This is a genomic window from Candidatus Foliamicus sp., from assembly GCF_965221325.1.
Classification (GTDB): domain Bacteria; phylum Pseudomonadota; class Gammaproteobacteria; order Steroidobacterales; family Foliamicaceae; genus Foliamicus.
Genome location: NZ_OZ244880.1, coordinates 311,038 through 332,094, shown reverse-complemented (window position 1 = coordinate 332,094; position 21,057 = coordinate 311,038). Strand labels below are relative to the sequence as shown.

The 21,057-nt window shown below is 64.9% G+C and carries 19 protein-coding genes; 5 read left to right on the top strand and 14 right to left on the bottom strand.

Translation table 11 applies throughout. From position 1 onward, the window contains the following. The first annotated feature begins 14 nt into the window (after nucleotides 1-14). The 3 genes from ACWCOO_RS01565 to xth all read left to right on the top strand — a co-directional run bounded on the left by ACWCOO_RS01565 (nucleotide 15) and on the right by xth (nucleotide 4,756). Nucleotides 15-3,161, top strand: coding sequence for an error-prone DNA polymerase (locus ACWCOO_RS01565; protein WP_446831222.1), 3,147 nt, complete (start codon nucleotides 15-17; stop codon nucleotides 3,159-3,161). Between the two features lie 112 nt (nucleotides 3,162-3,273). Next, on the top strand, nucleotides 3,274-3,966 hold the full coding sequence (locus ACWCOO_RS01560) for a fumarylacetoacetate hydrolase family protein (protein ID WP_446831221.1): 693 nt from the start codon (nucleotides 3,274-3,276) through the stop codon (nucleotides 3,964-3,966). 25 nt (nucleotides 3,967-3,991) lie between these two features. Continuing rightward, a complete protein-coding gene (gene xth, locus ACWCOO_RS01555; protein ID WP_446831220.1) occupies nucleotides 3,992-4,756 on the top strand; it encodes an exodeoxyribonuclease III in 765 nt (254 codons plus the stop codon). A gap of 55 nt (nucleotides 4,757-4,811) precedes the next feature. Here the strand turns inward: xth and glmS are convergent, their stop codons facing one another. From glmS to ACWCOO_RS01485, 14 genes are all read right to left on the bottom strand, one after another. Further along, a complete protein-coding gene (glmS, locus tag ACWCOO_RS01550; RefSeq protein WP_446831219.1) occupies nucleotides 4,812-6,647 on the bottom strand; it encodes a glutamine--fructose-6-phosphate transaminase (isomerizing) in 1,836 nt (611 codons plus the stop codon). A gap of 16 nt (nucleotides 6,648-6,663) precedes the next feature. Continuing rightward, nucleotides 6,664-8,013: a bifunctional UDP-N-acetylglucosamine diphosphorylase/glucosamine-1-phosphate N-acetyltransferase GlmU gene (gene glmU, locus ACWCOO_RS01545; RefSeq protein WP_446831218.1), complete on the bottom strand. Its 1,350-nt coding sequence runs from the start codon at nucleotides 8,011-8,013 to the stop codon at nucleotides 6,664-6,666. Further along, complete coding sequence (locus tag ACWCOO_RS01540) at nucleotides 8,010-9,446, bottom strand: amidase (RefSeq protein ID WP_446831973.1); 1,437 nt, start codon at nucleotides 9,444-9,446, stop codon at nucleotides 8,010-8,012. The genes glmU and ACWCOO_RS01540 overlap by 4 nt, the downstream gene beginning before the upstream one ends. 328 nt (nucleotides 9,447-9,774) lie before the next feature. After that, on the bottom strand, nucleotides 9,775-10,191 hold the full coding sequence (locus ACWCOO_RS01535) for a F0F1 ATP synthase subunit epsilon (protein ID WP_446831217.1): 417 nt from the start codon (nucleotides 10,189-10,191) through the stop codon (nucleotides 9,775-9,777). A gap of 2 nt (nucleotides 10,192-10,193) precedes the next feature. Beyond that, entirely contained in the window at nucleotides 10,194-11,582 is a 1,389-nt protein-coding gene (gene atpD / locus ACWCOO_RS01530) for a F0F1 ATP synthase subunit beta (RefSeq protein ID WP_446831216.1), read from the bottom strand. A gap of 75 nt (nucleotides 11,583-11,657) precedes the next feature. Continuing rightward, entirely contained in the window at nucleotides 11,658-12,518 is an 861-nt protein-coding gene (gene atpG / locus ACWCOO_RS01525) for a F0F1 ATP synthase subunit gamma (RefSeq protein ID WP_446831215.1), read from the bottom strand. 36 nt (nucleotides 12,519-12,554) lie between these two features. Further along, nucleotides 12,555-14,096 carry a F0F1 ATP synthase subunit alpha gene (gene atpA, locus ACWCOO_RS01520; RefSeq protein ID WP_446831214.1) on the bottom strand — a complete coding sequence of 514 codons (1,542 nt, stop codon included), beginning with the start codon at nucleotides 14,094-14,096 and terminating at the stop codon, nucleotides 12,555-12,557. A gap of 20 nt (nucleotides 14,097-14,116) precedes the next feature. Beyond that, the gene (locus ACWCOO_RS01515; protein WP_446831213.1) at nucleotides 14,117-14,671 is read right to left on the bottom strand and encodes a F0F1 ATP synthase subunit delta; all 555 of its coding nucleotides are present in this window, start codon (nucleotides 14,669-14,671) and stop codon (nucleotides 14,117-14,119) included. After that, nucleotides 14,671-15,141 (bottom strand): F0F1 ATP synthase subunit B, encoded by a 471-nt coding sequence (locus ACWCOO_RS01510; RefSeq protein ID WP_446831212.1) that lies wholly within the window; start codon nucleotides 15,139-15,141, stop codon nucleotides 14,671-14,673. Before ACWCOO_RS01510 ends, ACWCOO_RS01515 begins: the two co-directional genes overlap by 1 nt. A gap of 10 nt (nucleotides 15,142-15,151) precedes the next feature. Beyond that, nucleotides 15,152-15,457, bottom strand: coding sequence for a F0F1 ATP synthase subunit C (gene atpE, locus ACWCOO_RS01505; RefSeq protein WP_446831972.1), 306 nt, complete (start codon nucleotides 15,455-15,457; stop codon nucleotides 15,152-15,154). A 55-nt stretch (nucleotides 15,458-15,512) separates the two neighbouring features. Continuing rightward, nucleotides 15,513-16,334 (bottom strand): F0F1 ATP synthase subunit A, encoded by an 822-nt coding sequence (gene atpB / locus ACWCOO_RS01500; RefSeq protein ID WP_446831211.1) that lies wholly within the window; start codon nucleotides 16,332-16,334, stop codon nucleotides 15,513-15,515. A gap of 12 nt (nucleotides 16,335-16,346) precedes the next feature. Further along, nucleotides 16,347-16,751, bottom strand: a complete 405-nt coding sequence (locus ACWCOO_RS01495; RefSeq protein ID WP_446831210.1) for an ATP synthase subunit I — start codon at nucleotides 16,749-16,751, stop codon at nucleotides 16,347-16,349. Nucleotides 16,752-16,883: 132 nt separating this feature from the next. Continuing rightward, complete coding sequence (locus ACWCOO_RS01490) at nucleotides 16,884-18,050, bottom strand: heme biosynthesis HemY N-terminal domain-containing protein (RefSeq protein ID WP_446831209.1); 1,167 nt, start codon at nucleotides 18,048-18,050, stop codon at nucleotides 16,884-16,886. 1 nt (nucleotide 18,051) lies between these two features. Next, nucleotides 18,052-19,167 (bottom strand): uroporphyrinogen-III C-methyltransferase, encoded by a 1,116-nt coding sequence (locus tag ACWCOO_RS01485; RefSeq protein WP_446831208.1) that lies wholly within the window; start codon nucleotides 19,165-19,167, stop codon nucleotides 18,052-18,054. A gap of 119 nt (nucleotides 19,168-19,286) precedes the next feature. Here ACWCOO_RS01485 and ACWCOO_RS01480 point away from each other — a divergent pair, with 119 nt between their 5' ends. Together ACWCOO_RS01480 and ACWCOO_RS01475 are read left to right on the top strand one after the other, a co-directional pair. Beyond that, on the top strand, nucleotides 19,287-19,529 hold the full coding sequence (locus tag ACWCOO_RS01480; protein WP_446831207.1) for an accessory factor UbiK family protein: 243 nt from the start codon (nucleotides 19,287-19,289) through the stop codon (nucleotides 19,527-19,529). A 24-nt stretch (nucleotides 19,530-19,553) separates the two neighbouring features. Beyond that, nucleotides 19,554-21,053, top strand: a complete 1,500-nt coding sequence (locus ACWCOO_RS01475) for a YifB family Mg chelatase-like AAA ATPase (RefSeq protein WP_446831206.1) — start codon at nucleotides 19,554-19,556, stop codon at nucleotides 21,051-21,053. Nucleotides 21,054-21,057 lie beyond the last annotated feature (4 nt).

Sequence of the window (21,057 nt, the reverse complement as noted above, 5' to 3'; positions counted from 1 at the left end):
ACGCGGGCTGACCCATGAATGCGGCCTACGTCGAACTGGCGGCAGCAAGCAACTACTCTTTTCTGCGCGGCGCATCACATCCCGCAGAAATGGTGTCGCGGGCTGCCGAGCTGGGCCTTGCCGCAATTGGATTGACCGACTGCAACAGCGTTTCCGGCTTGGTGCGGGGTCATGTTGCGGCGCGCGAAGCGGGGATACGGTTTCTTCCGGGCGCGCGCCTCAAACCGCGCGACGGCCCGGATATTCTTTGTTATCCCAGTGACCGCGCGGCCTGGGGCCGACTGTGCCGACTGCTTACGCTCGGCAAGCGCCGCGCCGCCAAGGGCGAGTGCGATTTCAGCCTCACCGAACTCTGCGCACACGCCGAGGGCCAGCTACTGCTGGTGTTGCCGCCGCCCCACGCCAGTGACATTCCCTGTTTGCCGCGTCTGAAGAACGCCGGCGTCTGGAAATTGGGGCTGGCCGCGCCGCTTTGCTTCGATGGCGGGGATGCCAACCGGCTCATGCGGCTTGCGTCCATCGCCACCAGGCAGTCCATCCCGATGGTTGCAGTGGCGGATGCCTGGATGCACGCGCCTTGCCGCAAACCGCTTGCGGACCTGATGACTTGCGTGCGCGAGGGCGTGACGATCGATGCCGCCGGCTTTCGGCTGGACGCCAATGCCGAACGCCATTTGCGCAGCGCCGACGAAATGCTGAGTCTCTACGAGGGCTACGAGCACGCCGTGACGCGCAGCGAAGAAATAGCGGCAGGCTTGCGCTTCAGCCTCGACGAACTGCGCTACGAGTATCCGGAAGAACAGGCCCCGCCGGGATATACGCGCCAGGAGTGGCTGGAGCGGCTGACCTGGGACTCGGCGGCCGAGCGTTATCCGCGGGGCATTCCGCAGCGGGTGCGGGAACTTGTGCAGCGCGAGCTCAAGCTGATCGAAGAGCTGGATTACGCACCTTATTTCCTCACCATCCACGACCTGGTGCGGCATGCCAGGGAACAGGGCATTCTTTGCCAGGGGCGAGGCAGCGCGGCCAATTCCGCAGTCTGCTTCTGCCTGGGTATCACCGCGGTGGACCCGGAAAAGATCGATCTCCTGTTCGAGCGCTTCATTTCCAGCGACCGCGGCGAGCCGCCGGACATCGATGTGGATTTCGAGCACGAGCGGCGCGAGGAGGTGATTCAATACCTCTATCGGCGCTACGGCCGGGAGCGTGCCGGTCTCACTGCCACGGTCATTCACTATCGGCCGCGCAGCGCTCTGCGCGAAACGGGCAAGGCGCTGGGTTTGCCGCCCGCGATGCTGGATACCCTGACCGGACAGATCTGGGGCCGGGAAGGCGGCTGGCCGGATGAGGCGCGCATCAAGGCCTTGGGGCTAGATCCGCAACACCCGCGGCTGAAAACGGTCCTGGCCCTGGCTGCCGAACTGGTGGGATTCCCGCGGCATCTTTCCCAGCATCCGGGCGGCATGGTAATGACACGTGGGCGCCTCGACGAAGTTGCGCCTATTTCCAACGCTGCGATGGCCGGGCGCACCATGCTCGAGTGGGACAAGAACGACCTCGACGATCTCGGGATGCTGAAGGTGGACGTGCTGGCCCTGGGCATGCTCACCTGCCTGAGAAAGTGCCTGGACCTGCTGGCCTGCCACCATGATCGACCGCTCACGCTGGCGGACATCCCGGCGGAGGACCCGGAGGTCTATGACATGCTCTGCCGGGCCGATACCGTGGGCGTGTTTCAGGTGGAGAGCCGGGCGCAGATGAGCTTTCTTCCGCGTATGCGGCCACGCTGTTTCTACGACCTGGTGATCGAGGTGGCAATCGTTCGTCCCGGCCCCATACAGGGCGACATGGTCCACCCCTATCTGCGCCGCAGGCACGGCAAGGAGCCGGTCGAGTATCCGTCGGAAGAACTGCGAAGAGTGCTGGACAACACGCTGGGCGTACCGCTGTTTCAGGAGCAGGCCATGCGCATTGCGGTGGTGGCTGCCGGTTTCAGCCCGGCCCAGGCCGACGCTCTGCGGCGCTCCATGGCCACCTTCCGGAATACCGGAACCGTAAAGGCGTTCCGCGAGAAATTCGTGGCCGGGATGACCGGTCGTGGCTACTCGCTGGAATTTGCCGAACGGTGCTTCAGTCAGATCGAGGGCTTCGGCGAATACGGATTCCCCGAAAGCCACGCCGCCTCGTTCGCAATCCTGGTGTACGCCTCGGCATGGTTCAAGCATCACTATCCGGAAGTTTTCGCTTGCGCCCTGCTCAACAGCCAGCCCATGGGCTTTTACGCGCCCGCCCAGATCGTGCGCGACGCGCGCGAGCACGGCGTGAATGTGCTGCCCGTGGATGTGAACTTCAGCGAAGTGGACTGCACACTAACCGCGGATAACGGCACCAGGCCGGCGCTGCGCCTGGGTCTGCGGCAGGTGCGCGGCTTGGGCGCCGCCGCCGCCGAGCGCCTGACGGCGAGGCGGGAAGAGGGCTATCTGGACATTGCCACGCTCTGCCGCCGGACGTTTCTGGACAAGGGTGCGCTGCGCTACCTGGCGCGCGCCGACGCGTTCGCTTCCATGGGCATGACCGGACGGCGCGCCTTGTGGGAGATAGAACGGTTGCCTGGCGGACGGCCATTGCCCCTGTTTGCCGCCGGCGGCCTCGACGAGTTGCCGGCCGAACCGTCCGCCGCACTGCCGAGCGAAGCGCCGGGCGAGCGCGTTCTGCGCGACTACGATGCGCTGGGCCTCAGTCTCAAAGGCCATCCGCTGGCATTTTGCCGAGCGCAACTGGAAACGCTCGGCTATTGGAACGCGGAAATGATGGCCGAAGCCTCGCAAGGCGATCTGTGCGCCGCCGCCGGTCTGGTGCTGGTGCGGCAAGCGCCGCATAGCGCCAGCGGAGTTGTATTTCTGACTCTCGAAGACGAGACCGGCGTGGTGAACGTGGTGCTCTGGCCCGGCGTTTTCGAGCGCAATCGGAACACGTTGATGGGATCCGTGCTGCTCGGCGTACAGGGTGAAGTGCAACGCGAAAATGATGTCGTTCACCTGGTGGCTCGGCGCCTGGAAGACCTCTCCGATCTCCTGGGCGACCTGACTCCCGCGCCCATCGCAGCCCCGCACACCGCCCGCTTCACCCCCCGCCTGAGCCGCGCCCGGCAAGCTCGATAGCAGACAGTATCGCTTTGCAGGTATGGAGTGCGGGTGTGTCTTGACCCGCCCGCAAAAATCCGGGAAAGTGTGCCACCGGCGCGGGGAACTGATAGTAAAAGCGCCATTGATTATGACGGAATTGTTTGACTATTACCGTCCCAGTCTGACGGTCAAGGGAATCGAACGGCGCTTTCCGGCGCGCCGTGTCTTTTGCATCGGCTGGAACTACCTGGACCACGTCCAGGAGATGAAGCGGGAGCTAGTTCCGCAGCCTCCCGTATTCATGAAGCCGGCGGACGCGCTACTGCCCGGCGGTGGAGAAATTCCGTTTCCCCCACAAACAAAGGATCTGCACCACGAGGTGGAGCTGGTCGTGGCCTTGCAAGGCGGGGGTTTGAACATCGCGGCCGAGGAAGCGCTGGACCACGTTTACGGCTACGGCGTGGGCATAGACCTCACGCGCCGCGACTTGCAGGCCAAAGCCAGGAAAGCCGGTCAACCCTGGGAACAAAGCAAGAGCTTCGACTACTCGGCGCCGGTCAGCACCCTGCGCAGGGCATCCAGCATAGGCCACCCGGCCAAGGGCCGCATCTGGCTGAGCGTCAATGGCGAGCTCAGGCAGGAAGCGGACCTGGAGAAGATGATGCATAAACCCCGCAACCTGATCGCTCAGATATCGGCGTATTTCGAGCTGAAGCCGGGCGACCTCATTTTTACCGGAACGCCGGCCGGCGTAGGGCCTCTCAAGCCCGGCGATCATGTCACCGCGGGCGTGGAACGGGTGGGCGAGGTGCATATCCGGATGGGCCAGCCACGTCCCTGATTCCATCGCAGCCGAGTATCCGGCCATGATGATCGCCAGTTGGAACGTCAATTCCGTGCGGGTGCGCAAGGAACAGGCACTCGACTGGCTGGAGACGAGGGGCCCGGATGTGCTGGGTTTGCAGGAATTGAAATGCCGTGACGAGGACTTTCCAGCCGCGGAGTTTCAGGAATTGGGGTACTTCTGCCTGGCGCACGGGCAGCCTACCTATAACGGCGTGGCGCTGCTGACTCGCCGCCCGGCGTCGCACGCGGTCAGGGGAATTCCGGGACTTGATGACCCGCAGGCGCGCGCCGTTGCGGCCACGGTCGGCGACACCCGCGTGGTGAATCTCTATGTGCCCAACGGCAAGGAGGTGGGTCACGAGCACTATCGCTACAAGCTCCGCTGGTTGGAGGCGCTGGCAGACTGGCTGCGCGAAGAGTTGAGGAGCTGGCCGCGGCTGGCGGTGATCGGCGATTTCAATATCGCGCCCGACGACCGCGATGTGCATGATCCGGAAGAATGGCGCGGCAAAATCCTCTGCAGCGAGCCGGAGCGGACTCGATTTCAGGCGCTGGAAGCCCTGGGATTGCGCGACAGCTTTCGCCTTTTCAAGCAACCCGAAGGTTCGTTCAGTTGGTGGGATTACCGCGCCGCTGGGTTTCGGCGCAACCGCGGACTGCGCATAGACCTCATTCTGCTGTCCGAAGCGCTGGCCTCCGAATGCCGCGCGTCGCGGATTGATACGGCGCCCCGCAAGCTCGACAGGCCCTCCGATCACGCCCCCGTGCTTGTCCGCCTGGGCTGAAACGCCCCTTGAAGGCCGCTGAAACGGCGCGGCGCGGCACTGCGCAGTATGCGCGTCAGTCCACGGTCACGGATTTTGCGAGGTTGCGAGGCCGGTCAACGTTTTTCCCTCGGCTAACGGCGACGTGGTAGGCAAGCAACTGCAACGGCACGGTGTAGAGGACGGGCGCCTGCATATCGGTTGATTGCGCCGGCAGTCTGAGCACTATCATTCCGTCCTCGCGGCCCAAGTTGGCTTGCGGCCCGGACACCACGAACAAGCGTCCGCCACGCGCGCGAACCTCCTCAAGATTGGACCGCAACTTGCGTAACAGTCCATCGTCGGGCGCCAGCGCAACCACCATCATGCTCTCATCGACCAAGGCCAGCGGCCCGTGCTTCAGTTCGCCCGCGGCATACGCTTCGGCATGGATATACGACAGTTCCTTGAGCTTGAGCGCGCCTTCCATCGCCACCGGCCACATGGGGCCACGGCCCAGGAACAATACATGGTTGCGGCCCTGGAAGTGCGCGGCAAGTTGCGCAAGCTGGCTGTCCATTTCCAGCAACTGGCCGATCAGGTCCGGCAAGGCCGCCACCTGCTGAGTCAGGCCGCGTATTTCCCGATCGGATTTTCCCTGCGCGCGGGCCAGCGCCAAGGCCACCATGGCCAGCGCCGCAAGCTGGGTCAATAGCGCCTTCGTCGATGCCACGCCCACTTCCAGGCCGGCGCGGGTGAGCAGGCTATGCTCGACCATACGCACGAGGCTGCTCGTCGCCACGTTGCTCAGAGCCACCACGCCCAGGTATCCGCGCTGCAGCGCGACACGCGTAGCCGCCAGCGTGTCGGCCGTTTCTCCGGATTGCGAAATAGCGAGATACAGACAGTCCCTCGGGCAAGGCGGGGGCCGATAGCGGTATTCGCTGGCGATTTCCACAGTGCATGGCAGACCGGCATATTCCTGCAGCCATTGCCGCGCCACCAGCCCGGCGTTGTAGGCGCTGCCGCAAGCGGCGATATGCACCGCCGCCACTTCGCCCAGCCGCGCGCCAAGGTCAGCGCCGAACAGCGAGGCGTTGGGCAGCCCTCCTTCAATCAGCGGAAACACGGTATCCCGCACTGCTGTGGCCTGCTCGAAAATCTCCTTTTGCATGTAATGCCGGTAGGCGCCTCGCTCGACAGACTCGGGGCCGAACTCGCTTTCCACCACGGGGCGCTCCACGGCCTCGCCGTCCGGCCCGCAAATCTCTACGCGCTCGGCACGGACCAAGGCCACATCGCCGTTGCGCAGGAACCTGTGGCGGCGCGTTGCTTTCAGCAGCGCGGAAATATCGGACGCCGCGTAATTCTCGCGCTCGCCCAGTCCCACCACCATTGGCGCGCCCCGGTGCGCGGCCACAAAAGCGCCGGGTTCGGCGGCGGCCAGCACTACCACCGAGTAACTGCCTATCAGTCGGGATAGCGCGTCGCGGGTGGCCGCTGCCAGATCCTTGCCGGCGCGCAATTCCAGCGCCACCAGGTGGGCGATGCACTCGGTGTCGGTGTCGCTGGAGAAACGCACGCCCCGCGCCGCGAGTTCGTCCCTGATCTCTTCGTAGTTCTCGACAATGCCGTTGTGCGCCACCGCGACTTCATGCCCGGCAAAAAGGGGATGCGCATTGCGTTCGGTGGGAGCGCCATGCGTAGCCCAGCGCGTGTGGGCCACGCCCACTTCGCCGGCCAGGGGTTCACGTCCGAAATCCTCGATCAGCCGCGAGACAAAGCCGACGCGGCGCAAGCGCCCCAAGCTGCCATCGGCCAGCAGCAGCGCCAGGCCTGCCGAGTCGTAACCTCGGTACTCCAGGCGCTGCAATCCGTCGAGCAGTACCGGCGCAATATCGCGCTTCGCGGCAACGGCAACGATTCCGCACATGCCGGACTGCGCCGCGTCAGCGCTTCTTCAGCGGCAGCGTTTTCTGCCGCGAACGGGCCACCGTCAGTTTTGCGGCGGGCGCATCCTTGGTGATCGTGGAGCCGGCGCCAATCAGCGCGCCGGCGCCTACTTCCACCGGCGCCACCAATTCCACCCCCGAACCGATGAAGGCGCCCGCCCCGATCACGGTGCGGTGCTTGGCGCGGCCATCGTAATTGCAGGTAATCGTGCCGGCGCCGATGTTGGTGTCTTGTCCGACCTGCGCATCGCCGACATAGCTCAAGTGCGAAGCCTTGGCGCCGGGACCGATTTCGCTGTTCTTGACTTCCACGAAATTGCCGATTCGCGACCCGGCGCCCAGCCGCGCTTGCGGCCGCAGGCGCGCGAAGGGTCCGATGCAGGCGCCCGCGCCGATATCGGCCCCGTCAACGACGCAGTGAGACTCGATGCGCGCGTTGGCGTCCAGGCGTGAATTCGAGACCACGCTGTAGGGGCCGACAGTGGCGCCGTCCCCAAGCCGCACCTCTCCCTCCAGCACCACGCCCACATCGAGAAAAACGTCGCGGCCGGCGCTGACCTCGCCCCTGATCTCGATGCGCCGCGGATCGGCGATGCGAACCCCCTGTTCCAGCAGCGCTTCGGCGCGTCGGCGATTCAGCGCCCGGCAAGCGTCGGCCAGTTGCGACGGACTGTTGACGCCCTGCGCTTCTTCCGCGCCGCTCGCGCGCACCGCATGCACCGGAACACCTTCGTCAAGCGCGATGTCCACGGCGTGGGTAATGTATATCTCCTGCTTGGCGCCAGCCGGCTTGAGCGCCCGGCAGGCCCCGGCCAGCCACTCGGCAGGCGCGGCCATCGGCCCCACGTTGATCTCACGGATGCGAAGCTGCTCCGGGGTGGCGTCGGCATGTTCGACGATGCCCGCCACCGAACCGTCGGGTTTTCTCACGATGCGCCCATAGCCGGTGGGGTCCTCCACCTTGGCGGTCAGCAACGCCACGCCATCTGTTTGAGCCGTCAGGCGCTCAAGCGTTTCATTGCGAACCAGGGGCACGTCGCCGTACAGGACCAGGACCCGCGACGCGGGATCGACCTTGGGCAAGGCCTGGAGTACGGCATGTCCCGAACCGAGCTGTTCCGCTTGCGTTACCCATTCGACGCCGGCGTCCGAAAAGGCGTCACGCAGCGGCTCGGCGCCGTGTCCGCAAACCACGATGATGCGCTCCGCCGCAAGATGGCGGGCGCCATCAAGCACGTGCGCCAGCAACGGTTTGCCGCCAAGCAGGTGCAATGACTTGGGCAGCGCCGAGCGCATCCGCGTACCTTGGCCGGCCGCGAGAACGACCGCGTTCAGCGCGCGGCTCATGGTGCGTCGGCGCTGGCCATGGGCGCCAGACCGGTCCAGGGCCGGGCGCGTTCCAACTGCGCCGCCACGCTGAGCAGCAAGGCTTCGCCCCCCTGCGGCGCGGCCAACTGAACGCCGATGGGCAAACCCTCGTCCGACCGCCCAAGCGGCAGCGAAATGGCGGGCTGACCGGTAACGTTGAACAACTGGGTAAAGGCCATGTAGCGGCTCGTGATGCGCATATATCGTTTCGTGTCTTCGCCATTCATGTCAATAACCCCAAGGCGCGGCGGCGGCGCGGCCAAGGTCGGAGATAGCAAGAGGTCATAGCGCCCGCAAAACTCCCCCATCCGGCGTCCAATGTAATGGATATGCGTCAATGCCGCAGCATAATCGCTGGCGCTGGCCTCAGCGCCGAAGCGGGCCATTTTCCAGGTCACGAGCGACACGTCCTCGCGGCGAAACTTCCGCCCGAGCATGCGGCAGCGCGCCTCGATATCGGCATGCACGTGCGCCGAAAGAATCAAGGTGGCGCAATCGCGCAACTGTTCCGGCGCAAGTGGAACGCGCGCCTCTTCCACCCGGTGCCCCAGGTCCTCGCAGAGGCGGGCCGTATCTTCCAATACGCCCGTGACCTCGGGCGCCACGGGCACTCCATTGAAGGCGTCGCGAACAAGCCCGATGCGCAGTCCGCGCGGCGCCCGCTTCAGCGCATCCTGCCAGGAGCCCGCAGGAGGCGGCGCATGATAGGGATCGCCCGGCTCGGCGCCCGCCACGGCGTCGAGAAAGGCCGCGGAATCCCGCACGCTGCGAGTAAGCACATGGTGTTGCGACATGCCCGAGAAGCCCTCGGCTGCGCGCGGCCCGGACGGCATCCGCCCGCGGGTCGGCTTCAGACCCACCAGGCCGCAGGCCGAGGCCGGAATCCTGATCGAGCCGCCGGCATCGCTGCCGTGCGCCGCCGGAACGATGCCCGCCGCTACGGCCGCGGCCGCGCCCCCACTGGAGCCACCGGACGAGTAGTCGGTATGCCAGGGGTTGCGCGTAGAACCACCCAGCTCCGGCTCGGTAGTAACCGCCAGCGCCAACTCCGGCGTGTTGGTCTTGCCGAATATCGCCAGCCCGGCAGCCTTGTAGCGGCGCACCAGGGTCGAGTCCTGCTCCGCCACGTGATCGGCAAACAAGCGGCAGGCACACCGGGTAGGCTCGCCCGCCAGGTGGGCGCCGGCGTCCTTGAGCAGGAATGGCACGCCGCTCAGAAAGGCGCTGTTTGCGTGTGTGCGCAGAGACTCCCGCGCCCTGCCGGCGAACGTATGCACCACCGCATTGATCTCCGGATTGCGGAGCTCGCATCGCTCGGCCGCCGCGTCAAGCAATTCCAGCGGCGTAACCTCCCCGGTTCGCACCAGCTCCGCCAAACCCACGGCGTCGTACGACTCGTATTCGAGAAACATGCTCACAACCGGATTTCCGGAAATCGGTGCTGCATCCGGGCGAATTGCGTCCCGAACGCGCCTGCCCGGGTTTTTGGGGCCGGCTTGGAGTATCCACATTTTCTGTGGAAAAACCTGTGGGGAAGTGGACGGAATGGCTCTGAAACGCGCACGGTTGTCACATTTCCTTAGTTTTGGCGAAAAATTCACCCAAAATCTAAACGCCTTTTATATCAATTGCTTGCGTACATTCAAGCAAAAGGATTGTGAGATTTCTGCCGTAACCCCCGGTCCGTAAAGAAAGCGCAAGCGAAATTGTTCATGCCGCCGCGGGCGCGGCCACCCCAGACTAGTCCGACCCGCGCAGCTTTTTCAGGGCCCTGAAGCGGGCGGCGGCCTCGGCAAGGTCGCGCTGCGCCTTCTCTATGTCGGATTTTTCGGTGGCGCCGGCCAAAGCCTCCTCCGCCTTTCTGCGCGCCTCGTCCGCAGCGTCCACATCAAGCTGCTCGGGCCTGAGAGCGGAGTCGGCCAGCACCGTCACGGCGCTGGGCTGGATCTCCAGCAGGCCCCCGGTAACGAAAAAGAGCTGTTCATCTTCCGCTTCGCGCTGCACCCGTACCGGGCCTGGGCGGAGCTCGGTCAAAAGCGGCGCGTGCCGGGGCGCGATACCGATGTCGCCCTGCGAGGCGGGCGCCACCACGAAATCGGCTTCGCCGGAAAAGATTGCGCCCTCGGCGCTGACGATGTCGATGTGAATCGAGGCCATGGCTATTGCAGTTCCTTGGCTTTCTCCTCCACTTCGCCGATGCTGCCAGCCATGTAGAAGGCCTGCTCCGGCAGATGATCGCATTCGCCCTTGAGAATGGCGCCAAAGCTGCGGATGGTTTCCTTCAGTGGAACGAACTTGCCGGGCGTGCCGGTAAACACTTCGGCCACGAAGAAGGGTTGCGAGAGGAAGCGCTGGATCTTGCGCGCCCTCTGCACGGTGAGCTTGTCCTCTTCCGACAGCTCGTCCATGCCCAGGATTGCGATGATGTCCTGCAGCTCCTTGTAGCGCTGCAAGACGCGCTGCACACCGCGGGCGGTGTCGTAATGCTCGCGCCCGACCACCAGTGGGTCGAGCTGGCGGGACGTGGAATCCAGCGGGTCCACCGCCGGATAGATGCCAAGCTCCGCGATCGACCGCGACAGCACCACGGTAGCGTCCAGGTGGGCGAAAGTCGTGGCGGGCGAAGGGTCGGTCAGGTCGTCGGCCGGCACATAGATGGCCTGCACGGAGGTGATCGAGCCGGTTCTCGTCGATGTGATCCGTTCCTGCAGAGCGCCCATTTCCTCGGCCAGCGTGGGCTGGTATCCGACCGCCGAAGGCATGCGCCCGAGCAGCGCCGAACACTCCACGCCGGCCAGCGTGTAGCGGTAGATGTTGTCGATGAACATCAGAATCTCGCGGCCCTCATCCCGGAAATACTCGGCGATGGTGAGGCCGGTAAGGCCGACGCGCAAACGGTTCCCCGGCGGTTCGTTCATCTGGCCGTAGACCAGCGCCACCTTGTCGAGCACGTCGGACTCCTTCATCTCGTTGTAGAAGTCGTTGCCCTCGCGGGTGCGCTCGCCCACGCCGGCGAATACCGAATAACCCGAGGCCTCCACCGCTATGTTGCGGATCAGCTCCATCATGTTGACGGTCTTGCCCACACCGGCGCCGCCAAACAGACCGATCTTGCCGCCCTTTGCGAACGGACACAGCAGGTCGATCACCTTGATTCCGGTTTCCAGCAGTTCCGTGCTGCCGGCCTGGTCCTCGAAACTTGGCGGCTGACGGTGGATGGGCCAGCGCTCCTGTTCGCCGATATCTCCCTTGCCGTCCACGGGGTCGCCCAACACATCCATGATCCTGCCCAGCGTCTTGGTTCCCACGGGAACCGTGATCGGGCCACCCGTGTTGCTTACCGGCAATCCACGCTTCAAGCCCTCGCTGGACCCCATGGCGATGGTGCGCACCACGCCGTCGCCCAGTTGCTGCTGCACTTCCAGGGTGAGCGACCGGTCTTCCACCACCAGGGCGTCGTAAACCCGGGGCATGGATTCGCGCGGGAACTCCACATCGATCACGGCGCCGATGATCTGCACGATGGCGCCGGAGGCGTTAGCGGTCATGCCGTTCTCCTTCGAATGGATGGCAGGCGAAATCCGCCCGCTGATGTCCGTTGAGTCATTCTTGTTTTCCGATCCTTACACGGCCTCGGCGCCGCCGATAATTTCCGCGATCTCCGCGGTAATCGCCGCCTGCCTGGCCTTGTTGTATTGCAATTGCAGCGTATCGATCAGCTTGCCGGCATTGTCGGTGGCCGACTTCATCGCCACCATCTTCGCCGCCATCTCGCAGGCGACATTCTCCATTGCGGCCCGGAAAACCTGCGTCTCGATATAGCGTTCCAAAACGCCGTCGAGCAGCTCGCCCGCCGACGGTTCGTAGATGTAGTCCCAGTGCGCCGCGAGTTGATCGTCCTTCTGCAGCGCCACCGGCAGCAGTTGCTCGATCATCGGCTGCTGGCGCATCGTGTTGACGAACACGTTGCGCGCCAGATACATGCGGTCGATTTGCTCCTCGCGGTACGCTTCGAGGAAAACCCGCACCGCGCTGACCAGGTCCACGACGTGCGGCTCCTCACCGAGGTGCGTCGCGACCCCGGTGATATTCACGTCGAGATTGCGAAAGAACTGCACCGCCTTGGCGCCTATCAGCACGATCTGGGTGGGAACACCGGCGTCGGCCTGCCGTTTGAGTTCGCCCAGAACGTGCCGGAACAGGTTCACGTTCAGACCTCCGCAGAGGCCGCGGTCCGTTGCAATGACGATGTAGCCGGCCGACTTTTCCTCGCGCTCGGCCAGGTAGGGCGGCGTGTAATCCGGCCGCGCGTGATAGAGGTGGCTGGCAATCTTGCGTATGCCGTCGGCATAGGGGCGCGCCGCGGTCATGCGCTGTTGGGTGCGGCGGATCTTGCTGGCGGCCACCATTTCCATGGCGCGCGTGATCTTCTGCGTGTTCTTGACGCTGCCGATCTTGCCGCGGATTTCCTTCGCGCCGGGCATGGCCGTGTTTCCCCTGTCGCTCGCTAACCTAAGCGGCTAGTAAGCGCCGCTGCTCTTGAACTCCTCGACCAGTGCCTTGAGGCCGGCCGCGATCTCGTCGTCATAGTCGCCGGTCGCGTTGATGCGTTCGAGCAGTTCGGCGTGCTTGTCGCGCGCGTGCGCATGCAGGGCCCGTTCAAACGGCAACAGTTGCTCGACCTCCATGTCGTCCATGTAGCCTTCCTGCACCGCGAACAGCGACACCGCAATCTCGGCCACCGAAAGCGGCTCGTATTGGTTCTGCTTCATCATCTCGGTAACGCGCTGGCCGCGTTCCAACTGCCGGCGGGTGGCCGCATCGAGATCCGAGGCGAACTGGGCGAAGGCCGCCAGATCGCGGTATTGCGCCAGTGCCAGGCGGATGCCGCCGCCGAGTTTCTTGATGATGGTGGTCTGGGCCGCGCCGCCCACCCGCGACACCGAAATGCCGGGGTCGATAGCCGGACGAATGCCGGCGTTGAACAGGTCGGTGACCAGGTAGATCTGGCCGTCGGTAATGGAAATGACGTTGGTGGGCACAAAAGCCGACACGTCGCCGGCCTGGGTTTCGATGATCGGCAAAGCGGTCAGCGATCCGGTGCGTCCGGTCACTTCCCCGCCCGTCATCTCTTCCACGTATTCCGCGTTAACCCGCGCCGCGCGTTCCAGCAGGCGCGAATGCAGGTAGAACACATCGCCCGGATAGGCCTCGCGGCCGGGCGGGCGCCTCAGCAACAGGGAAACCTGGCGATAGGCCCAGGCTTGCTTGGTGAGATCGTCATAGACCACCAGCGCGTCCTCGCCACGGTCGCGGAAGTACTCGCCCATGGCGCAGCCCGCATAGGGGGCGATGTACTGCATGGCGGCGGTATCGGCAGCCGGCGCCGAAACCACGATGGTGTGTTCCAGCGCGCCGAACTCCTCAAGCTTGCGCACTACGTTGGCGACCGAAGAATTCTTCTGTCCGATGGCCACGTAGATGCACTTGATGCCGGTTCCGCGCTGATTGATGATGGCGTCCACGGCTACCGCAGTCTTGCCGGTTTGCCGATCGCCGATGATCAGTTCGCGCTGGCCGCGGCCGATCGGAATCATGGCGTCCACCGACTTCAAACCGGTCTGCACCGGTTCGCTCACCGATTGCCGGGTAATGACGCCCGGGGCCACTTTCTCGATCGGCGAGAAGTCGTTGGTTTCCACCGGGCCCTTGCCGTCCACCGGATTTCCGAGCGCATCCACCACGCGGCCCAGCAGCGCTTCGCCCACCGGCACCTCCAGGATGCGGCCAGTGGCCTTGACCATGTCGCCTTCGGTGATGTGGCGATAGTCGCTCAGAATCACCGCGCCCACCGAGTCCTGTTCGAGGTTCAGGGCCAGGCCGAAGGTGTCGCCGGGAAATTCCAGCATTTCGCCGTATTGCGCCCCCGCCAGGCCATGAATGCGGCAGATGCCGTCGGTTACGGACACCACCGTGCCCACCTCTACCTGCTCGGCCGCTACTTCGAAGTTCTCGATGCGCTGCCGAATCAGGTCGCTGATTTCGTTCGCTTTGAGCGTCATCACGTTACCTGCTTATGGTTTTATCGTGTCGCCGGACGCGCCAGCGCCGCGGCAAGATCCTGCAAGCCTGCGCGGGCCGAACCGTCCAATACCCGGTCGCCAACGCGGATGCGGGCGCCGCCCAGCAGCCCCTCATCCACCTCCACGCGAAAATCCACCGCGCGGTCCAGCCGCGCCTCCAGTGCCCGGGCCACCTCCGCCTGCTGCGCCTCGGGGACCGGCGCCGCGGTGACCATCACCGCCTCTACGCGCCGCGCATCCTCGCGCCGCAATGCCTCGAACTGCCGCGCAACTTCCCCAAGCGAGCCGAGCCGGCGGTTCTCGCGCATCACGCGAAGCAGGTTGGCAACCCCCTGGGGCTGATCGTCCGCCGCTCCTTCGGCAAGCTCGCAGAGCAGGGCAAGCGCCTGCGCGCCCGTTTCGGGCGAGTCCAGTGCGGTTTGCATGGCGTCGGATTCCGCCGCGCCGGCTGCCGCCTTCAGAGCCGCCGACCACGCGCCCAGCGCGGCATGCTCCCTGGCATACGCAAAAGCCGCCCGCGCGTAGGGCTTGGCAATGGCGCCGGACGAGTCCATCAGATGCGGCTGGCGAAGCGCTCCAGCATTTCGCCGTGAGCGCGCGCGTCGATTTCGCGCTGGAGGATCTTCTCGGCTCCCGCGAGGGCCAGATCCGCCACCTGCCCGCGCAGTTCGTCACGTGCCCGGGAGGCCTCGCGTTCGATTTCCGAGTGGGCCGACGTCACCAGGCGTTGCCGCTCGCGCTCGCCCTCCTCGCGGGCTTCCTCGACGATGCGCGCCGCGCGTCCATGCGCCTGGTCGATGATTTCCGATGCCTGGCTGCGGGCCTCGCTGACCAGACTCTCGATCCGTTCCTGGGCCGCGTCCAGTTCACTGCGCCCGCGCGCGGCGGCCTCCAGGCCGTCGGCAATTTCCTTGTTGCGCTGCTCGATGGCATCAATCACCTGCGGCCAGATGAACTTCATCGTGAACCACACCAGCGCGGCAAATACGAGGATTTGCCCCAGCAGTGTTGCGTTGATGTTCATGTGCGGCCGCTTATCCGCCGATGATGAATTTTTCGATGAAGTCGTCCAACGCCTCTAGGAACGGGTTGGCGAAGGTGAACAGCAAGGCGATGCCTACGCCGATCATTGCCACCGCGTCCAGCAGTCCGGCGATGATGAACATCCGGATCAAGAGCATCGGCGCCAGTTCGGGTTGCCTGGCAGTGCTCTCCAGGAAGCGCCCTCCCAGAAGGCCGAAGCCCAGGGCAGTGCCCATCGCGGCCATCCCGATGATGATCGCGACCGCCACGGCCGTGACGCTCAGCACCTGGGCCTGGGACGCGGCCAGTTGGATCATTTCTCCAGCTTGGTTTTCCATGAGGTCTCCTGTTATCTGGAATTGCTTGAGTTTTCTAGTGCTCTTCGCTCGCCATGCTCAGGTAAACGATGGTGAGCATCATGAAGATGAATGCCTGTAGCGTAATGACCAGGATGTGGAACAACGCCCAGGCCAGGCCCAGCGCGAACTGGACCACAAAACTGAATGCCGCGGCTGACGTCACCAGCGCGGCCAGGGAATTGCCGAGCGTGAACAAGGCAATCAGAATGAAGATCAACTCGCCTGCATAGAGGTTGCCGAACAGCCGCAGGGCCAGCGACATCGGCTTGGCCAGTTCCTCGACAACCTTCAGCGTGAAATTGAAGGGCAGCATCCACTTGCCGAAGGGCTTGAAGAAGATTTCCTTCCCGAAACCGCTCAAGCCCTTGGTGCGGATGCTGAAAAAGATGATCAGCAGGAACACGCTGATCGACAATCCGAAGGTGATGTTGAGATCGGTGCTGGGCACCACCTTCATATACTCGATGTCGAATAAGAGCTCGCCGAGGCGCGGCAACAGGTCCACCGGCACCAGGTCCATGAAATTCATCAGGAATACCCAGCAGAAGATGGTGAGCGACAGCGGCGCCAGCAGTTTCGAAGGGCCATGGTAGGCATCCTTGACCTGCGTATTGACGAAGTCCACGAGCATCTCTACGAAGCTCTGCCAGCGCCCCGGCACGCCCGCAGTGGCGCGCCTGGCAGCGAAGTAGAACGATCCGGCAAACAGCATGCCAAGCAGCACCGAGTAGAACAGGCTGTCGATGTGGAAGGTCCAGAAGCCCTCCCCAACCTGGAGATTGGTGAGGTGATGCTCAATGTATTCGGCGCTGCCGCCGGAGGATTCGGACGCCATGACAGCTATCGCCTATGAGCCGGCCGAAACGGCGGGCTGGCCGGGCTCTCCCAGCACCGCCGGCAGCAGGCCGGCCCAGTAGCCCAGCAAGGTCGCTACGAAACCGGCCAGCAAGCCGAGAAAGTGCATGTCGAATGCGGCGATGCAAACGGCGAACCCGGCAGCCGTGACTGCCAGCTTGGCGGTCTCTCCCAGCAGCAGGCGTGCAAGCATCCCACCCGGCGTGGTTCCCGCGCGCACCCGCAGCAGTCCCGCAACCATGAACAGGCTTCCGCCCAGACCTATCGCGGCGCCGACCAGGGTGGCCACGGCCACGCGCGAACCGAAAATAAGGCCCGCCGTGGCGCCCGCCAAGGCGCCCGCCGCCGCCTGTATCAACACCAGCCGCATGACCGACTTTCGCATGGATTCAAACATAAAAACGCCACCTTCCGCAGTCGGATCGGGTGGCTCCTGCCGGCTAGGCCGGGTTCCGTTCGTTGAACCGCAATTGTACTCCGACTTGCGGGCCCGATGCGAACCGCGCGCAACCGCCGTGACCCATGCGGACTAGCCGCGGGTAATGCCTGCTCTCAGCCCCTTGCGGAAGGCTTGGTCGGCGGCCTCCTTCTCGTTGAGTTCTTCCAGCATTTCGGCCAGTTCCAGCCAGGCGTGGCGCGATTCATCAAGGCTTAGCCCCGACTCCAGGTAGGAGCGCGCCTTGCCCCAAAGCTGCGCCTTGCGGCATAGACGCCCCAAGGCAAGCAGCAGGCCGGCGTCCTGCGGATGCTCCCCCAGCCAAGTCTCCGCGTGGCGGATAGCCGCTGCAATGTCGCGCGGTTCGACCTCTCCGTAGGCGGCGGCCAACATCGAACTCCAGGTGGACGCAAGGCGCCGCCGAAGCGCTTGCTCGGCCAGATCGTGGGCGCCATGACGCATCAATGCGCGCGCATGGGCAAGGACCAGTCCCTCCTCGGAGCGCAGTTCCTTGGGCACTTCTGCCCAGATGCGCCGGATGCTGCGAACGTCCTCGGCGTCGCCAAGCAAGCCCGTATAGGTCTCGACCGTCCAGCGCGCCGCACCCTCGGCAGCCGGCTGGCCATGCTTGCGCAGGGCCTTCAAGCGGCGGCTGGCCTCAGCCCATTCACCGCGCTGCATGTAGAGAGGTATAGCCAGACGCAGAGCCTGAAGATGGCGTGGTTCGCGCTCCAGAATATCCTTGAGGCAACGCATCGCTGCCGCCAACCCGCCCGCGCGCAAGTGCAGTTCCGCGCGCTCGAGCGAAATGGCGTCGCGCGCCTCCGGCTGCGCCTTTTCCGCCAGGCCAAGCCAATGCTCGCATCTCTTCTCATCGCCCGCCGCGTGAGCGAGACGGGCCGCCGCTAGATACTGCAAAACCGGCGCCTGGCTCCTGCCTGCTGCGCGCGCCAGCAAACGCTCGGCGCGACTTACCCGGCCGGCCGCCAGCTCCACAAGCCCGCGCGCCACGCGCTTCCCGGTGCGCCGCGCGCCCGCCTTTGCGGCCCGCTCGGCGACCAGCCTCGGCGCCTGACGAATGCGCCGGAAAAGGCCGGCCACTACCAGCAGCGCCACCAGCAGGACCAGCAGAATCGGGACGGTCATTTCCACCACCCAACCCTGAAACAACAGCAGCACGTAACCGGGATCGGCAGCCAGCAATTGCGCCGCCACTGCTACCGCCAGCAGCAACACGATGACAATCAGGCCCGCGCGCATCTCAGTCCGAGCGCAAGGCGCGCATGCGCCGCAGAGAAGCGGCGATATCCGGCGTCTCGCGGGCCTGACCCCGTTGCAGCAGTTGGTCGATATCGGCCACGGTATCGGCGGCGTCCGGGTCGCTTGCTGCATACAGGCGCGCGACGCGAGCGCGGGCTGCGACCAGGGCCGCGGAATACGCTTGCAGATCGTTTTGAATGTAAGCCAGACGAGCCAGGTGCAATTCGGCCGCAAGCAGGCGCCGCAACGTTTCCGTATCGGTGTCGGTGAGAAGGGCGCCGGACCCGCTGTCGGCGCGCCGCACGGTGATCAGCGATCGCAAAGCGCGCCGGATGCTGGCCAAGGCCCGCTCCCAACCTTGCGGCGGCAACTCCGCCTCCGCGGCGGTTGCGGGAGAGTCGGGACGAGTGGCCGGAGCAAGCCTCTCGATACGCGAGATCAGCGCGCTGATGCGCACCACCACGCCCTCGATATCGCGGTCCGGAAGCCGCTCCAGGGCCCGCGCCTGCTCTTCCAGTTCCGCGCGCAGGGCGCCGTAGCGCGGATCGCCCAACTCTTCCAGGAGTATCAAAGCCTCGCGCAGCGCCAACGCCGCTCCCGCGTAGTCTCTGGCAAACCTGTTCTGACGGTCGGCCAGCGCCAGCAGACCGTCGGCGGCATCCAGCTTCCAAACGGTCTGTTGTGCCGCGGGCGGTCCGCCAATCGTCTCCAGCCCGCGCTCCAGAGCGGACAGGCGAACTTCCAGCGCTTCCCGAACCCGCGCCACCGCCAGCCTTGCTTCCTGAGCGTCAGCATTCAGCAGCGCGGCGTCCTCGGTGCGCTTTCGCCTTATTTCCTCAAGTTCGCGTTCAAGCTCCGCGAGTTCGGCAACGCGCGCTTCCAATTGTCCGATACGCTCGGGAACCTCCGCCAGGTACTGGTAACCCAGCCAGGCGCCTCCCGCCAGCAGCGCCAGGGGAATCAGCCACAGCCACCACAAGCGCTTGCGGCCGGCCCGTTTCTCGGCCGCCGGCGCCACGATCTCCGGCGGCGTCTCGCTCGGCGCAGCGGCCTTTTCGGCCGCGCGCTTTCGGGTGCGGGGCTTCTTGCCGGCCGCATTATTCTTCGGTTCCGCCATAGGTCCTCCGATATCCGGGGTAGTCTATCAACTGAAGGCTCAATGCGACGCAAAATGCGCACTAAGCGCACAATTGCGCTCTGGACAAAGTGGCGCCAAATACCGCAACCTTGCTGCACATGAATGAAGAATTCATATCCGACTTGGCGAAACGGCTGCGCAAGCTCGTCCCGGACACGCTCCAGGGCGCCGCCGGCGACCTGGAAACAAACTTTCGCGCGATGCTGCAGGCAGCGCTGGGAAAGGGGGATTACGTGACCTTCGAAGAATTCGAGGCGCAAAAGCGCGTGCTCGAACGAACCCGGGAGAAGGCCGAAGCACTGGAACGAACGCTCGCCGAACTCGAAGAAAAGCGCGACTGAAGCCCACCAGAGCCAGGGACGGCAATGAATCCATCCACGGTCAGAACGCGCGCGATGCACGGCGTCGAAGCACCGCAAGTAACCGTGGAGGTGGGCATCACCAACGGGCTGCCGGGCGCCCACATCGTTGGTCTGCCGCAGAAGGAGGTGCGCGAGAGCATAGCCCGCGTACGGCACGCCCTGCGCAGTTCGGACTTCAAGATGCCGCAGCGCAGCGTAACCGTAAACCTTGCGCCCGTGGAATTGCCCAAGAGCGGCGGCCGCTACGACCTCGCCATTGCCCTGGGCACTCTGGCCGCCGACAAGCAGATCGACCCCGCCATGCTGGCCGGCGCCGAATTCCTCGGCGAACTGGCGCTGTCCGGCGCAATCCGGCCGGTGCCGGGAGTTCTGCCTTCGCTGCTGGCCGCCGCGCGCAGCGAGCACATCATGTTTATTCCCAAGGCAAACGCCGCGGAGGCGGCGCTGGTGCGCGACTGCCGCGCCTATGCGGTTGGCAGCCTGCGCGAACTCCTTGATCGGCTGCAAGCACGCGAGCAGCTTGAATTCATCCCTTACCGCGGCGACGACTTCACGCCGCCCGCCTACGCCGACCTCTCCGACGTGGCCGAAATGGCGCAGGCAAAGCGCGCTCTGGAGATCGCCGCAGCCGGAGCGCATAACCTGCTTATGGTCGGCCCGCCAGGCGCCGGCAAGAGCATGCTGGCGAAGCGCTTCATGGGGCTGCTGCCACCCATGAGCAATAAGCAGGCTCTGGACACCGCCGCGCTGCACTCGCTAAAGGGGGTGGCACTGGATGAGCACTGGCGGCAGCGGCCATTTCGCTCACCGCACCACACCTGCTCGGGCGCGGCGCTGGTGGGCGGCGGCGCCAATCCGGTTCCCGGAGAAATCTCGCTGGCGCACAACGGCGTGCTGTTTCTCGACGAGTTGCCGCATTTTCGCGGCGACGTGCTGGAAGCGCTGCGCGAACCCCTGGAGACCGGCAATGTCGTGATCTCGCGGGCGCGCTACACCGTCACCTTCCCCGCCCGCTTCCAATTGCTGGCCGCCATGAATCCCTGTCTCTGCGGTTTCGTAGGCGATCCGCAGCGCGAATGCCGATGCACGCCCGAGGCCGTACGCCGCTACCAGGGGCGGATTTCCGGTCCGTTTCTGGACCGCATTGATCTCAGAGTGCAGGTTAGCCGCCCTTCCCGGCCCGTGATGGCCGATTCGCCGCGGGACGGCCCTTGCAGCGCAGAAGTGCGCAAACGCATCCTGCGCGCCCAACGCCGCCAATTGGACCGCAGCGGAAAATGCAACGCCGACCTCGACGATCCGGAACTACGCGCGCATTGCCGTCCGCGGAAGGACGGGCAGGCATTGCTTGAGCGCGCAGCCCGGCGTCTGGCGCTTTCGCCGCGCGCCTGCGTGCGCATCCTCAAAGTTGCGCGCACCATCGCCGACCTGGCGGCGGCGCGGCGTGTAGCCGAAGCGCACATTGCCGAGGCGCTCACACTGCGTGGTATGCAGCCGCGCTGATGCG

What these genes read in the sequence shown, in the direction of transcription:
- ACWCOO_RS01565 (WP_446831222.1), top strand. Translation starts at nt 15, where the DNA reads ATGAATGCGGCCTACGTCGAACTGGCGGCAGCAAGCAACTACTCTTTT.
- ACWCOO_RS01560 (WP_446831221.1), top strand. Translation starts at nt 3,274, where the DNA reads ATGACGGAATTGTTTGACTATTACCGTCCCAGTCTGACGGTCAAGGGA.
- xth (WP_446831220.1), top strand. Translation starts at nt 3,992, where the DNA reads ATGATGATCGCCAGTTGGAACGTCAATTCCGTGCGGGTGCGCAAGGAA.
- glmS (WP_446831219.1), bottom strand. Translation starts at nt 6,647, where the DNA reads ATGTGCGGAATCGTTGCCGTTGCCGCGAAGCGCGATATTGCGCCGGTA.
- glmU (WP_446831218.1), bottom strand. Translation starts at nt 8,013, where the DNA reads ATGAGCCGCGCGCTGAACGCGGTCGTTCTCGCGGCCGGCCAAGGTACG.
- ACWCOO_RS01540 (WP_446831973.1), bottom strand. Translation starts at nt 9,446, where the DNA reads ATGTTTCTCGAATACGAGTCGTACGACGCCGTGGGTTTGGCGGAGCTG.
- ACWCOO_RS01535 (WP_446831217.1), bottom strand. Translation starts at nt 10,191, where the DNA reads ATGGCCTCGATTCACATCGACATCGTCAGCGCCGAGGGCGCAATCTTT.
- atpD (WP_446831216.1), bottom strand. Translation starts at nt 11,582, where the DNA reads ATGACCGCTAACGCCTCCGGCGCCATCGTGCAGATCATCGGCGCCGTG.
- atpG (WP_446831215.1), bottom strand. Translation starts at nt 12,518, where the DNA reads ATGCCCGGCGCGAAGGAAATCCGCGGCAAGATCGGCAGCGTCAAGAAC.
- atpA (WP_446831214.1), bottom strand. Translation starts at nt 14,096, where the DNA reads ATGACGCTCAAAGCGAACGAAATCAGCGACCTGATTCGGCAGCGCATC.
- ACWCOO_RS01515 (WP_446831213.1), bottom strand. Translation starts at nt 14,671, where the DNA reads ATGGACTCGTCCGGCGCCATTGCCAAGCCCTACGCGCGGGCGGCTTTT.
- ACWCOO_RS01510 (WP_446831212.1), bottom strand. Translation starts at nt 15,141, where the DNA reads ATGAACATCAACGCAACACTGCTGGGGCAAATCCTCGTATTTGCCGCG.
- atpE (WP_446831972.1), bottom strand. Translation starts at nt 15,457, where the DNA reads ATGATCCAACTGGCCGCGTCCCAGGCCCAGGTGCTGAGCGTCACGGCC.
- atpB (WP_446831211.1), bottom strand. Translation starts at nt 16,334, where the DNA reads ATGGCGTCCGAATCCTCCGGCGGCAGCGCCGAATACATTGAGCATCAC.
- ACWCOO_RS01495 (WP_446831210.1), bottom strand. Translation starts at nt 16,751, where the DNA reads ATGTTTGAATCCATGCGAAAGTCGGTCATGCGGCTGGTGTTGATACAG.
- ACWCOO_RS01490 (WP_446831209.1), bottom strand. Translation starts at nt 18,050, where the DNA reads ATGCGCGCGGGCCTGATTGTCATCGTGTTGCTGCTGGCGGTAGCAGTG.
- ACWCOO_RS01485 (WP_446831208.1), bottom strand. Translation starts at nt 19,167, where the DNA reads ATGGCGGAACCGAAGAATAATGCGGCCGGCAAGAAGCCCCGCACCCGA.
- ACWCOO_RS01480 (WP_446831207.1), top strand. Translation starts at nt 19,287, where the DNA reads ATGAATGAAGAATTCATATCCGACTTGGCGAAACGGCTGCGCAAGCTC.
- ACWCOO_RS01475 (WP_446831206.1), top strand. Translation starts at nt 19,554, where the DNA reads ATGAATCCATCCACGGTCAGAACGCGCGCGATGCACGGCGTCGAAGCA.